The organism is Kribbella sp. NBC_00359 (assembly GCF_036097425.1).
GTDB lineage: Bacteria > Actinomycetota > Actinomycetes > Propionibacteriales > Kribbellaceae > Kribbella.
In genome coordinates this window covers 6,480,211-6,492,508 of record NZ_CP107975.1, presented here as the reverse complement: position 1 = coordinate 6,492,508, position 12,298 = coordinate 6,480,211, and the positions used below count along the sequence as shown (strand labels likewise).

Here is a 12,298-nt window from a genome sequence, read left to right as displayed (position 1 = left end):
CGCGCTCCCAGGAACACGGATCCGATAGGATATTGGAGCCTTTACTTAACTCTGTCAAGATTTCGAGGGCCCGCAGCTCCAACCTGTCAGTCGCGCCTCCCCCGGACTCCCAGCACGACCACGATCAGACCGATCACGAGGATGACCGGACCGGCGATCGCCCAGAAGGTGGTGCCGCTCATCGCGCTGCCGCCGATGACGTCCGTGCCCTGCAGGGTGAACAGCAGTCCCAGGACTGCCACCACCCCGCCGACGACGACCCACAGGGGTTTCTTCATGTGCCGCTCCCTTGCGTCACTGACTACGAATGGATGAGTTCAGCATCCCCGTCGAGTGGATCAGTAGCCGGAGTTCCCGGAAGGGGTGCTCGACGACGCCTGGGTGGTGATCTTCTGGCCGTTGGCACCGACGACCCACCAGGTCCCACCGACGGCCTGACCGGTCGCGTCCCCGGCCTTGGCGTCGTTGGCGTAGTAGTAGAGCGGCCAGCCGGCGAGAGTCACCTGCTTGGTTCCGTCCGCGCGAGTCACCGTTCCCACCAGCGAGGCGGACACCCCGCTCACCTGCGGCGTACCGGTGCCGGCCAGCAGCGGCGGCCAGGCCGTCGCGCACGCGCCGTTGCAGTTCGACTTCGACGGCTTCGCGGTGTCCACGTCGTACACGTACAGCGTGCGCCCCGCGCCGTCGACAACCACCTTGCCGAAGTTCCCCACGGTGGCCGTGGACAGCTTGGCCGCTCCGGTGGTGGCCGGCGCCGAGGAACTGGGAGTGCTCGGCGGGGCGCTCGAGGAGGCGTTCGAATTGCCGCCGCAGGCAGTGAGAGTGGACAGCCCGATCACGGCCGTGCCGACGAGGAAGGCGAGGCGTTTCATCTCAGATTTCTCCTTGCTGAGTTGACCAACCGACACCCCGCACACGAGGGTTTCCGACAGCCAGGTTCAAGCAGCAAGCAGGGTTTGCGGTTCACCCCCAGGAAGGATTCCTGCTAGCCGGTAGGCGCGCGGCGACTAGCGGGTGTCTTGGTCCAGGAGGCGGTTGACGGAGCGTTCCAGGGCCGCTCGGGTCTTCTCGTCGTCCAGCTCGGTGCCGACACGATCCACGGTGGTGGCGATCGTGTGGCCGCGTTCGTACTGGTCGACGATGCGGGGGTCGACGTACGACGCGCGCGCGACCGTCGGCGTATTGCCCAGGTGGTCCGAGACCTCGGTCAGCATGTCTTTCACGGCTGCGTTGAGGGCTGACTTGGTGGTTGGTGGGTCCGCCTGCGCCAGGTCGACCGCGGCGTGGACGGTGGCGGTCCACGTGCGTAGGTCCTTGACGGTGTAGTCATCGCCGACCAGGTCCTGGAACCGCTCGTTCACCATGGCCGCGTCGATCTCGTGATAATCGCCGCCGTCGCGGTAGACCAGCAGCCGCGGATTCTTGTGCCGGCTGCGTTTCAGCGACCGCACCGCGGCGGCCAGCCGGTCGTCCTCGAGTTCGATCGTTCGTTGCCGGCCGCCCTTGGCGACGAAGTCGAAGACCACCTTCCCCTTGCTGACCTTCACGTCGTCCCGCAGCAACGTCGCCGCGCCCCGGCTGCCGTGCTCCTCGGCGTACTCGTCGTTCCCGGTCCGGAAGACGCCGTAGTCGAGCATTCTCAGCGCGACGGCGAGCACGCGCTCCCGATCGAGGCCGCGGCGGCACAGGTCTTCGTCGACCGACTCCCGGAAGGCCGGCAGCTTGCGCGCCAACTGCCGGACCCGGTCGTGCTTGTCGGCGTCCTGCGCCGAGCGCCAGTCGTCGTGGTACAGGTACTGCCGCCGGCCCGCCTGGTCGGTGCCGAGCGCCTGGATGTGTCCGTTCGGGTACGGGCAGATCCAGACCTCCGTCCAGGCCGGCGGAATGGCCAGCGTCCGGATCCGCTCCACGGTGTCGGTGTCCTCGATCGGGTTGCCCTCGGCATCGGCATAGCTGAAGCCGCGGCCGCGCCGCCGGCGGGAGAAACCCGGCTGATCGGGATCACTCTTGCGCAGTCGCACACCTTTCGGTACCCGTCGGCATGCCTCAGATGATGTAGCGATCGCCAGGGCGTACGACGCGGAGCCACCGGCAACCGTAGGGCGCGAGCTCGAGTGACAGGAGGCCGTCGTTGCCGACGTCCGTCGTACCCTCGCAGAGCAGGTCGACCGCACGGAGACCGGCGCCGGCACCCGCCACCGCCAGAGTGATCTCGGCAGGCTCCGCCGCGAAGTTGTGGACGGCAACGATCGTGCCGTCCTCGTGGTCGGAGCGATGCGCGAACACCGTCGGCGCTTCGGTCTCGAGGATCGTGCACTCTCCCCAGGACAACTCAGGGCACTCGCGGTAGCGCTCGATGAGCAGCTTCATCCAGTTCAGCAGCGAGTCCGGATCGCGCCGTTGCGCCGCGACATTGACGTGCTCGGGCCCGTACTCGCCCTCGACGACCGGCGTGGCCAGCTCATCCGGATCGGCTGTCGAGAAGCCGCCGTTCAGATCTGTTGTCCACTGCATCGGCGTCCGCACCGCGTAGCGACCTTCCACGGCGAGATTCTCCCCCATACCGATCTCCTCGCCGTAGAAGAGCACCGGCGTCCCGGGCAGCGAAAACAGCAGGCTGTAGACCATCTTGAGCTGGGCCTGGTCGTTGCCCAGCATCGGCGGCAGCCGCCGGCGCAGTCCACGGCCGTAGAGCTGCATGTCCTTGTCCGGACCGAACGCGTCGAACACTTCCTGGCGCTCCGCCTCGGACAGCTTGTCCAGCGTGAGCTCGTCGTGGTTCCGCACGAACGTGCCCCACTGCGCGTCGTCCGGCACCACCGGACGCGCGCGCAACGCCTTCACCAGCTCGGCCGGCTCGTGCCGCGCCAGCGAGAGGAAGAGCCGCTGCATCCCGATGAAGTCGAAGCACATCGTCAGCTCGTCGCCGTCCTCGTCCCCGTAGAACCGCCGTACGTCCTCATACGGCAGGTTGACCTCGCCGAGCAGGATCGCCTGTCCGTAGCGCCGGTCCACGAACGCGCGCAGGTCGCGAAGGTAGTCGTGCGGCTTGGGCAAGTTGGCCGCGTCCAGCGCACCGGCCGTGTCGAGCAGGAACGGTACGGCGTCCACCCGGAACCCGGACAGCCCGAGCTCGAGCCAGAACCCGATCACCCGCTGGATCTCCTCACGCACCTCCGCGTTGGCGATGTCGAGATCCGGCTGATGCTTGTAGAACTGGTGGAGGTAGTACTGCTTCGCCTCCTCGTCGTACTGCCACAGGCTTGTCTCCTGGTCCGGGAAGACGACGCCCTTGTCCGCGTCCGCCGGCGGTTCGTCCCGCCAGACGTACCAGCCCCGGTACGGCGACTCCCGCGAGGCCCGCGCACTCTGGAACCACGGGTGCTGGTCGGAAGTGTGGTTGACGACCAGGTCGACGATCACCCGGATGCCACGGTCCCGGGCGAGCGTGATCAGCTCCACCACGTCCCCGTGCGTACCCAACCGCGGATCGACTCCGTAGAAGTCGGTGATGTCGTACCCGTCGTCGCGGTCCGGCGTCGGGTAGAACGGCATCAGCCACAGGCAGGTCACCCCGAGCTCGGCCAGGTGGTCGATCCGCTGGCTCACTCCCCGCAGGTCGCCGCGTCCGTCACCGTCGGTGTCGAAGAACGCCTCGACGTCGAGGCAGTAGATCACCGCGTTCTTCCACCAGATGTCAGCAGTCTCCGTCAAGCGCATGCCTTCCCCGTGCCCACCGGCATGCGTCGTACGGCTGTTCACGGAACGTCAATCTGTAGGCACGTACCGTATGTGCGGTCGTGGGGGTGACCTGTCATCGTCAACTCGTTGTTTCCGCCCCGAGGTCCCGCCGTCCGCGGCCGGACCTGACGTTCCTGAAGGAGCGATGCATGACTGAGTCCGCCCCTCCGCCGCCACGCCGGCGTCGCGCGAAGCGCCTGCTCGGCGTCGTACTCGGCACCACCGCACTGTTGATCACCTCGGCCGCGGCCGCGTACGCCGCCCCGCCGCCGAGCCTCCCGCAGAATGCGAACGGGTACGAGCAGTCGTTCTCACCGGCGTACGACTACGACACCGACGGGTGCTACGCCACGCCGGCCATCGGCCCGGACGGCACGCTCAATCCCGGCCTCAACCCGACCGGCGCTGTGAACGGCAACTGCCGGGACCAGTCCGACCTCGACAACTCCCAGACCTACGCCCGGTCGAAGTGCAACAACGGGTGGTGCGCGGTCGTGTACGCCAGCTACTTCGAGAAGGACCAGGCCGTGCCCGGCAGCAGCCTCGGCGGCCACCGGCACGACTTCGAGCACGTGATCTCCTGGATCAACCAGTCGACCAACCAGGTCGAGTACGTGACCACCACCCAGCACGCGAGCCAGGTGACCTACGCGCGCTCACAGGTGCGCTTCGACGGCACGCATCCCAAGGTCGTCTATCACAAGGACGGCGCCAGTACGCACTTCTTCCGGCTTGCCAACAGCAACGACGAGCCGCCGGAGAACCACTACCACGACTGGCGCTACCCGCCGCTGGTCGGCTGGGACGGCTGGCCCAGCACCTCGCTGCGTGACACGTTGATGACCGCGGACTTCGGCTCCGCCACGATCAAGATCACCGACAAGGACGACCGCTTCCGGTCCCTGCTGACCAACTCCAAGCCCGCCGGGATCCCGTTCGACCCCTTGGCCTGACCCGGCGGTACGCGGCTCGGTCAGCTCAGGCCGGGCCGCGCACCGGGCGCGGCGTGGTGAGTGACTCGGCGACCAGGTCGATCATCGCCGCGTGCCGCTTCACCGCGGAGTCGGCCTCGCCGAGCGCGACGATGTCGAGGAACACCCGGCTGACGACGAGCTCGGCGGCGGTTCGCACCCGGGCCGGGTCGGCGACGATGTCGTCGGCGCCGCCGAGGACGTCGGCAACCGTGGCGGTCGCTTCGGCGAACAGCTCCGCGGCCCGCTCGGCGATCTCGGGACGGGCCTGAGCCTCGCGGAACACGATGATCCGGGCCGCGCGATTGTGTTCCAGCTCCTCCGCCATCACGGCGACGACGGCACGCAGCCGCCCGCGCACCGAGTGGCCGCGCGTCGCGGACCGTAGTACCTCACTGGGTGTCGGCCGCTCGTGCACGATGGCGAGCAGCAGATCCAGTTTCGTCGCGAAGTGGTAGAACACCAGGCCGGACGGTACGCCGGCCTCGTGAGCGATCCGCGCTGTCGACGTGGCGTCGTACCCGTGCTCGGCGAACAGGCGCTCGGCGGTCTCGATGATGGCCTGACGCTTGGTACTCCGGGCCGCGGCCTGCGCGGTCACGGTTCACTCCGTCTGGCGGTAGGCCGGTGTCCCCCCTTCAGGTTGGCGGCTGCCCTGGCGGCGCGCCGGAGTTCCTTGAAGACGTAGTCCGGCACGCGCAGACCCTGGCGGTTGGCCCACAGCAGTTCGTGCTCGACCCGTCCGACCTGGCGGGCGTAGTGCCGCAGATCCGCATCGCCACCGGTGCTGATGCCCAGCGCGCGCATCAGCTGACCGAACTCCGCGCGCTGCCGCTTGTTGTACACGCCGACCGGCTCGAACGACTGCCGCCGCAACGTGCGAACCAGCCACCGCTGCCAGGACGACAGCTGCGACCAGAGCTCGCGGGCTGCCATCTGGTAGTACGCGAAGTGCCCCGGTTCCTGCCGGCGGATCGGCGCGACCACGGTGGCGGCGACAGCCCGTTCGCCCAACTCCACCAGGCCGGCGTGAAGCTTGTTGTAGGCAAGGACCGCGGACCGTTCGGTGGCGAGTCCGGTCAGGTAGTAGAGCATCCGGCTCACGTCCTGGACGCCGTGCACCCGGCCGAGGGCTCCGAGCAGCTTGAGCTTGAACGACACGTCGGTCAGGTTGGGCTGCGTAGCGTCGAGACCCGCGAGCACCTGAAGGCGATCGAGGATCAGGCCGTGATGGGTCTCCTGCGGGAGCCACACGTCGGCATAGAAGTGCCGGTCGACCTCCGGCGGATCCGGCATCAGCAGGTTGAGCTCGATCACGTTCCGCTCGACCTCGAGCTCGACCCGCGACATGAAGTTCAGCACCGTGCCGAACCGCTCGGCCAGCAGGCCGGGCTTGCGCATGGTGTAGTCGACGCTGTCGAGCGGGATCGGCGGGTGTTCCGCCCCCAGCCGATCGACATGCTCGGCAAGCCTCGAATCCTCCCGGCGGCGTCCCCTCCGGCGGGAAGTGGTCGTATCCGTGAGCGCCATCCCCGGCACCTCGCTCCATCCAAAGGGATGCCCGATCGATCCCCCTACCTGATCGTAACAAGGTAACTGACTGATCAGTCAGTCAATGCCTGTGACCTCGCCGACAAGGCGGCGACCGGTCACGCTCGGTGCCACCTTCCCAAGCGGGGGAAGGTGACTAGACTTGCGGGATGCCGTGGGCGCCAGAGTTGTTCAGTGCGCCGGCCCTGGAGCGCCTGTTGGAGAAGCGGCGCAGGGCCGAACTGCTGGCTGTGCCGTTCTTCTACGGGTTGACGGCCGGCGAGGTCGATGCGCTGATCGACTCGTTCGCGGACGAGCCGGTCGTGCACGACCCGGTCCGGGGCAGGATCAGGGGCATTCCGGAGTTCGAGGCCTTCGTCATCGAGATGAAGGGCTGGCTCGCGGAGCACAACGTCTCCGTCGAGAACGTCGACCACGTCATCCTCCCGGCCCGCGGCTTCGAGGAGGTGATCCTGCACCTGCACGGCGAGAGCGGTCCGGTCGATCTGCCCGTCGCGATCGTCGCGGATCGCCGCAGGCGCGGGCGGATCCAGGAGCTCCGGATCTACTACAGCGGCTGGCAGCTGACCGGAAGTCACATCAACCGCCCGCCGCTGCTGCAACCCGACCCCGCGCTGCGTCCGCCCGATTACGTGACCGCCTATCTCAGCGCACTCGCGGCCGGCGACGTGGAAGGGGTCGTTAACGCCTTCGAACCCGACGGCTACGCCCGCGAGCCCGCCGGCGGATCGTTCGTCCACCGAGGCCACGAGCAACTGCGGGCCTTCTACGAGCAGTGGTGCTCCAACAGCGGCGGCATCCCCTTGGAGCGCTGTGCGCTGATCGAAGGCGGAGACACCTGCGTACTGGAGTACAACATCGTTCAGTGGGGCGCGACAAAACTGTCCCCCCAAGCCGGCGTCGCGGTCTTCACGCGAGGCCCCAGCGGCAGGCTGTCCGCCGCCCGCATGTACGACGACGCCGATCCGCCCACTCGACCGTAGGTTTCGAAGGAGTGAGCTGGCGATGGACAAGGTTGCCAAACAGCAGGTCAAGGACGCACTGATCGCCCAGGCCGAAGCCGAGCTTCGAACGTCCCGCGCGGACGTCGCGGAGCACGACTCCGCGGCCCAGCTCGACCAGGACGTCACGGACTCGGTCGACGCGCTGTCCCAGTCCGACGAGGCCGGTGACCTGGGCGGCCTGCTCGACGACGTCCACGACCGGCAGAAAGCAAACCTGACCCGCATCGAGAACCTCGACTTCGGCGTCAAGGACGCGGTCACGCCCGGAGCGCTCGTCGGCTTCGACGGCGCCCGCTACGTCGTCGGTGTCGTGGCCGCAGCCTTCGACTGCGACGGCGTCACCTACGAAGGTCTGTCCGCCGACTCACCGATCTACGCCGCGCTCGAAGGCCTGCGACTCGGCGACAGGTTCACCTTCGCCGGCCACGAACACCGCATCGACTTCCTCGCCTGATCCGGCCGAGCTTCAGGACGTCAGTACGACGCTGGACTCCGCCGTCAGGGCCAGGAACGTCAGCGACTCCTGCAGGTAGAGCTCGACCCCCTCGGCGTCGTGCGACAGGTAGCCGATCGACAGGTCCTGGCCGAGGTGCAGCTCGTAGTCACCACCCCGCGTCGACACCAGCAGCGCGCCGTCCAGAGCGGGTGCCCAGATGATCTCGCCGTCGTGCAGCAGCCGCGCGAGGTGGTCGCGGACCGGGTAACCGTGGTCGGTGGTCTCCGCGACGGCGGTGTAGAGGTCGGCCGAGAGCAGCAGGCTGTACGGTCCGTCGACGCCGGCGAGCCGGAGCGCTCGCAGCCCCTGGGCGACGGTGTCGGGAAGGCTCCGGGCGTCGCCGGGCAGCGGCAGGGAGTCGTTCGAGCTGCTCGGCGCGAGTCCGAGGATCCCGGCCGGGCCGGAGCCGTGGAAGACCAGGCTGTCCTCGGCGAACGCGATCTGCTTGGCCGCGTCCTTGACCGGCTGCCAGTCGGAGTCCTTCGCGCCGCGCTCGACGTCGTCGACGGCCTGCCGGGTGACGGAGAACGGCACCCGCAGCTCGATCACCGGCTGGGCCTGGCGGCGTCGCGCGATCACGCCCTCGGCCGCGAAATCGACGGCCTCGACGTGGCCCGTGCCGACTGCGGACAGCTCCGGGCCGGACGGGCCGACCAGGTCGACCACGCGGCGGCCCGCGACATCACGGGTGAAGGTACGCCGGGCCTCCTGCTCGATCTCGACCCACGCGGCGTCGGAAACCGGGGCGAGCTCGCGGTGCAGGTTGTTGGTCATGTGCGACTCCTTTTCAGGCTGCCGATCCCCAGCGAGCCGTCCGCAGTCGACGGACGGCCGGGACGAGTCGTGGCCGCGGCGGGTGCCGCGGCCGGTGCTGCTGACACGGGCGGGTTCTCGAGGAAGTCCGCGGCCGGCACGAAGAACAGGGTGCCGGTGATCGCGGTCGAGAAGTCGAGGATGCGGTCGTGGTTTCCGGGCGGGTCGCCGACGAACATGTTGCGCAGCATCCGCTCGATCACGTCCGGCATGGCGGCGTACCCGATGAAGTAGGTGCCGAACTCCCCCGCGCCCAGCTCGCCGAAGACCATGTTCTCGCGCACGATCTGCCGCTCGGTGCCGTCGGCGTCGACAATCGTGGTCAGTGCGACGTGCGAGTCGGAAGGCTGCTCCGCGTCGTCCAGCTCGATGTCGCTGAGCTTGCGCCGGCCGATCACGCGCTCCTGATCGGCGACCGGTAGCGCCTGCCAGGCGTCGAGGTCGTGCAAGTACTTCTGCACGACCACATAACTCCCTCCGGCGTACGACGGGTCCTCGCCACCGATCGTGATCGCGGCGACCGCGGCCGGGCCCTCCGGGTTCTCGGTGCCGTCGACGAAGCCGAGTACGTCGCGCTGGCCGAGGTACCGGAATCCGTGGACCTCGTCGACGACCTCGACGTCACCGGCGAGCCGGGACAGCAGCCGGCGAGCCAGCTCGAAACACAGATCGATGCGCTGGGCACGCAGGTGGAACAGCAGATCACCGGGCGTTGCGGGCGCGGTGTGCCGCGCGCCGGTCACCGCCCGGAACGGATGCAGACCGGCCGGCCGCGGCAGCCGGTAGAGGCGTCCCCACACGGCTGCGCCGATGCCGACCACGCAGCTCAGCTCGTCGTCCGGCGCCTTGAAGCCCACGGAGCGAGTCAGCGCGGCCACGTCGGCAAGGACCGCGCGGACGGCCTTCTCGGCGCCCGGACGCACGGTGAGGACCAGAAAGATCGCGGCCTTCGGCGGCGGCCCGAGGACCTCCTGCGCCTGAACCTCCTGCGCCATGCACCCCCCTGCCACCCGTGGCCCGGCTCCGTCGACCGCCAGCCTAGCGCCACGCCGGCCGCGGCCGTCAGAGGACGTAGAAGCCGGTGATCGCGGTGGGGAGGATGCCGGCGATGAGCCACAGCGACAGCACGGATCGGCGGAAGATGGCCAGCACGCCGGCGACCGTGAGGAGGCCGATGACGCCGGACATGATCCACAGCCCGACGCCCTTGCCATAGTCGGTGCCGGCGACGCCGATGCTGTAGACGGCGAGGGTGACGGCGGGCACGCTGCCCACGTGGATGAGGATGACGGACGCGACCCATCGCTGGACGGTCTCGATGTTCATAGGCTTTCTCTGGCGCCTAGACCGGATTCCTGCGCTCACGTTGTCCATCGTACACGAACGATTAGTGCCCTAACTATTCGCACGGTATGAGACGTTGGCCTCATTCGCGGCGCCGATCACCCGGGTCAGCACCTGATGCAGGTGCTGCAGCTCGGACACCTCCATCCCCAGCCGGCCGACGATCGCCGCGGGGATCTTCTCGGCCTCGTTGCGCAGCCGCCAGCCCGCCGGCGTGAGCGTGATCGCCAGCGAGCGCTCGTCGGTCCGCGCCCGTGGACGTTCGACGTACCCGCTGGCCTCGAGGCGCTTGAGCAGCGGCGACAAGGTGGCCGGCTCGAGCTGGAGCAGCCGGCTGAGCTCCTTGACCGACAGCGGCGCGTGCTGCCACAGCGCCAGCATCACCAGGTACTGCGGATGGGTCAGCCCCATCGGCTCCAGCAACGGCCGGTACACCGCGATCACGCTCCGCGAGGCGACCGCGAGCGCGAAGCAGACCTGGTTCTCCAGCTCCAGCGGATCGGCGATATCACTCAACGGGACCTCCACGAGACGTCGTACACAACGAACCATTAGTACAGTAACCGACCCATCCACGCGGTACGGCGGCGTCGAAGTGCTGGTGTCCCTGGCACCCGACCGATGGAGACGTTCGCGATGATCACCCTGGCCCTGATCGGACTTCTCGGTGGGCTGATCACCGGCGTCTCGCCGTGCGTGCTGCCGATGCTGCCGATCATCTTCTTCGCGGGCACGACCGGACAGCCCGCGGCCGCGGGCAGCGTGCTGGTCGAGACCGCGAAGACGACACGCGATCTGCGGCCGCTCAAGATCATCGGCGGGATCGTGGTCAGCTTCAGCCTGTTCACGCTGGCCGGGTCGGTGATCCTGTCCGCGCTCGGTCTTCCGGACGACTTCCTGCGCTGGGCCGGGCTCACGGTCCTCACCGTGGTCGGCCTCGGCCTGATCTTCCCGGCGCTGGGCCACTGGATCGAGAAGCCGTTCTACCGCCTCCCGAAGGTGAACCGGAACGGCAACAGTGCGTTCGTCCTGGGGCTGGGTCTCGGCACGCTGTACGTGCCGTGCGCGGGTCCGGTGCTGGCCGCCATCACGGTGGCCGGTGCCACAGGCAACGTCGGGTGGCGGACCGTCGTACTGACAGTCTCGTTCGCGATCGGTGCGGCGCTGCCGTTGCTGGTCTTCGCGTCCGCCGGTTCGCGGATCTCGCAGCGGGTGAAGGCTTACCGCGACCACGCTCGCGGGTTCCGGATCGCCGGTGGCGTGGTGATGATCGCATTGGCGGTCGCGCTGGCGTTCAACGTCACCGACGTGATCCAGCGGGCGCTTCCCAGCTACACCAGCGGCCTGGAGAAGAAGGTCGCCGAGAACAAGACCGTCCAGGGCGCCCTGGCCCCAGCGATCGGCACCGGCAGTGAAGAACTCGCCAAGTGCACTCCCGGCGCGGCCCAGCTCGCCTCCTGCGGCGCCGCACCGGAGTTCCGTGGCACGCAGAAGTGGTTCAACACCCCCGGTGGTCGGCCGGCGACCCTCGCCGGGCTCAAGGGCAAGGTCGTCCTGGTCGACTTCTGGGCCTACTCGTGCATCAACTGCCAGCGCGCCACCCCGCATCTGCTCGCCTGGGACAAGGCCTACCGATCCCTGGGCCTGGAGATCGTCGGGGTCCACTCGCCTGAGTTCGCGTTCGAGAAGTCGGCGGCGAACGTGCGGTCGGCGATCGGCAAGGAGCAGATCACCTATCCCGTGGTCCAGGACAACAACCTGGCCACCTGGACGGCGTACCGCAACCAGTACTGGCCGGCGAAGTACCTGGTCGATGCCGAGGGCAACGTTCGGTCGATCAAGTTCGGCGAGGGCGGCTACGGCCAGACCGAGGACCAGATCCGCGAGCTGCTGACGGCCGCCAACCCCGAGGTGCGGCTGCCCCCTCCGGTGGACGGTACCGTCAAGGCCGACTCGATCGGCGCCGACGGCACCACACCTGAGACCTACCTGGCCTACTCCCGGTCGACGAACCTGAAGGGCACCGGCAAGCTCACGCCGAACAAGACGGTTGCCTTCGGCCTCAACCCCGCCCAGCCCGGCGACACCTACAGCCTCGGCGGCAACTGGGCCGTCGGCACCCAGAGCGTCACCTCCACCCAGGGATCCCAGGCACGCCTCAACTTCCAGGCGGCCAAGGTCTACCACGTCCTGGCCGGCGAAGGCATGGTCACCGTCTCGGTCCCCGGCGAACCGGACAAGACGATCAAGGTCTCCGGTACGCCGAACACCTACCAGTTGATCGACAACCCGGCACCGCAACGCCGGACGATCACTCTGACCTACTCCCCCGGCATCTCCGCGTTCACTTTCAGTTTCGGCTGAGCCACTCCAGACTC

Annotated in this window: 14 protein-coding genes; 4 read left to right on the top strand and 10 right to left on the bottom strand. The window is 68.3% G+C overall.

Features of this window, described 5'->3' with window-relative positions:
* Window positions 1-86: 86 nt before the first annotated feature.
* The 4 genes from OG876_RS31675 to OG876_RS31660 all read right to left on the bottom strand — a co-directional run bounded on the left by OG876_RS31675 (window position 87) and on the right by OG876_RS31660 (window position 3,720).
* Complete coding sequence (locus tag OG876_RS31675) at window positions 87-278, bottom strand: hypothetical protein (protein WP_328520336.1); 192 nt, start codon at window positions 276-278, stop codon at window positions 87-89.
* 60 nt (window positions 279-338) lie between these two features.
* The gene (locus OG876_RS31670) at window positions 339-872 is read right to left on the bottom strand and encodes a hypothetical protein (protein WP_328520335.1); all 534 of its coding nucleotides are present in this window, start codon (window positions 870-872) and stop codon (window positions 339-341) included.
* Between the two features lie 135 nt (window positions 873-1,007).
* Window positions 1,008-2,021, bottom strand: coding sequence for a DNA topoisomerase IB (locus tag OG876_RS31665; RefSeq protein WP_328520334.1), 1,014 nt, complete (start codon window positions 2,019-2,021; stop codon window positions 1,008-1,010).
* Between the two features lie 25 nt (window positions 2,022-2,046).
* On the bottom strand, window positions 2,047-3,720 hold the full coding sequence (locus OG876_RS31660) for an alpha-amylase family protein (RefSeq protein WP_328520333.1): 1,674 nt from the start codon (window positions 3,718-3,720) through the stop codon (window positions 2,047-2,049).
* Window positions 3,721-3,890: 170 nt separating this feature from the next.
* Between OG876_RS31660 and OG876_RS31655 the strand changes: the two genes are divergently transcribed.
* Window positions 3,891-4,694, top strand: coding sequence for an NPP1 family protein (locus OG876_RS31655; RefSeq protein ID WP_328520332.1), 804 nt, complete (start codon window positions 3,891-3,893; stop codon window positions 4,692-4,694).
* Window positions 4,695-4,719: 25 nt separating this feature from the next.
* On the opposite strand, the gene OG876_RS31650 is transcribed toward OG876_RS31655, so the two are convergent.
* Both OG876_RS31650 and OG876_RS31645 read right to left on the bottom strand, forming a co-directional pair.
* Complete coding sequence (locus OG876_RS31650; protein ID WP_328520331.1) at window positions 4,720-5,313, bottom strand: TetR/AcrR family transcriptional regulator; 594 nt, start codon at window positions 5,311-5,313, stop codon at window positions 4,720-4,722.
* Window positions 5,310-6,242 (bottom strand): GTP-binding protein LepA, encoded by a 933-nt coding sequence (locus tag OG876_RS31645; protein ID WP_328520330.1) that lies wholly within the window; start codon window positions 6,240-6,242, stop codon window positions 5,310-5,312. The genes OG876_RS31650 and OG876_RS31645 overlap by 4 nt, the downstream gene beginning before the upstream one ends.
* 170 nt (window positions 6,243-6,412) lie before the next feature.
* On the opposite strand from OG876_RS31645, the gene OG876_RS31640 reads away from it, so the two are divergent.
* Both OG876_RS31640 and OG876_RS31635 read left to right on the top strand, forming a co-directional pair.
* Complete coding sequence (locus OG876_RS31640) at window positions 6,413-7,246, top strand: nuclear transport factor 2 family protein (protein WP_328520329.1); 834 nt, start codon at window positions 6,413-6,415, stop codon at window positions 7,244-7,246.
* Between the two features lie 22 nt (window positions 7,247-7,268).
* Complete coding sequence (locus OG876_RS31635) at window positions 7,269-7,721, top strand: hypothetical protein (protein WP_328520328.1); 453 nt, start codon at window positions 7,269-7,271, stop codon at window positions 7,719-7,721.
* Between the two features lie 12 nt (window positions 7,722-7,733).
* Here the strand turns inward: OG876_RS31635 and OG876_RS31630 are convergent, their stop codons facing one another.
* From OG876_RS31630 to OG876_RS31615, 4 genes are all read right to left on the bottom strand, one after another.
* Window positions 7,734-8,537 carry a family 1 encapsulin nanocompartment shell protein gene (locus tag OG876_RS31630; RefSeq protein WP_328520327.1) on the bottom strand — a complete coding sequence of 268 codons (804 nt, stop codon included), beginning with the start codon at window positions 8,535-8,537 and terminating at the stop codon, window positions 7,734-7,736.
* Entirely contained in the window at window positions 8,534-9,571 is a 1,038-nt protein-coding gene (locus OG876_RS31625) for a Dyp-type peroxidase (RefSeq protein WP_328520326.1), read from the bottom strand. Before OG876_RS31625 ends, OG876_RS31630 begins: the two co-directional genes overlap by 4 nt.
* A gap of 67 nt (window positions 9,572-9,638) precedes the next feature.
* The gene (locus OG876_RS31620) at window positions 9,639-9,902 is read right to left on the bottom strand and encodes a hypothetical protein (protein ID WP_328520325.1); all 264 of its coding nucleotides are present in this window, start codon (window positions 9,900-9,902) and stop codon (window positions 9,639-9,641) included.
* Between the two features lie 69 nt (window positions 9,903-9,971).
* Window positions 9,972-10,436 carry a MarR family winged helix-turn-helix transcriptional regulator gene (locus OG876_RS31615; RefSeq protein ID WP_328520324.1) on the bottom strand — a complete coding sequence of 155 codons (465 nt, stop codon included), beginning with the start codon at window positions 10,434-10,436 and terminating at the stop codon, window positions 9,972-9,974.
* Between the two features lie 105 nt (window positions 10,437-10,541).
* On the opposite strand from OG876_RS31615, the gene OG876_RS31610 reads away from it, so the two are divergent.
* A complete protein-coding gene (locus tag OG876_RS31610; protein WP_328520323.1) occupies window positions 10,542-12,284 on the top strand; it encodes a cytochrome c biogenesis protein CcdA in 1,743 nt (580 codons plus the stop codon).
* Window positions 12,285-12,298: the final 14 nt, after the last annotated feature.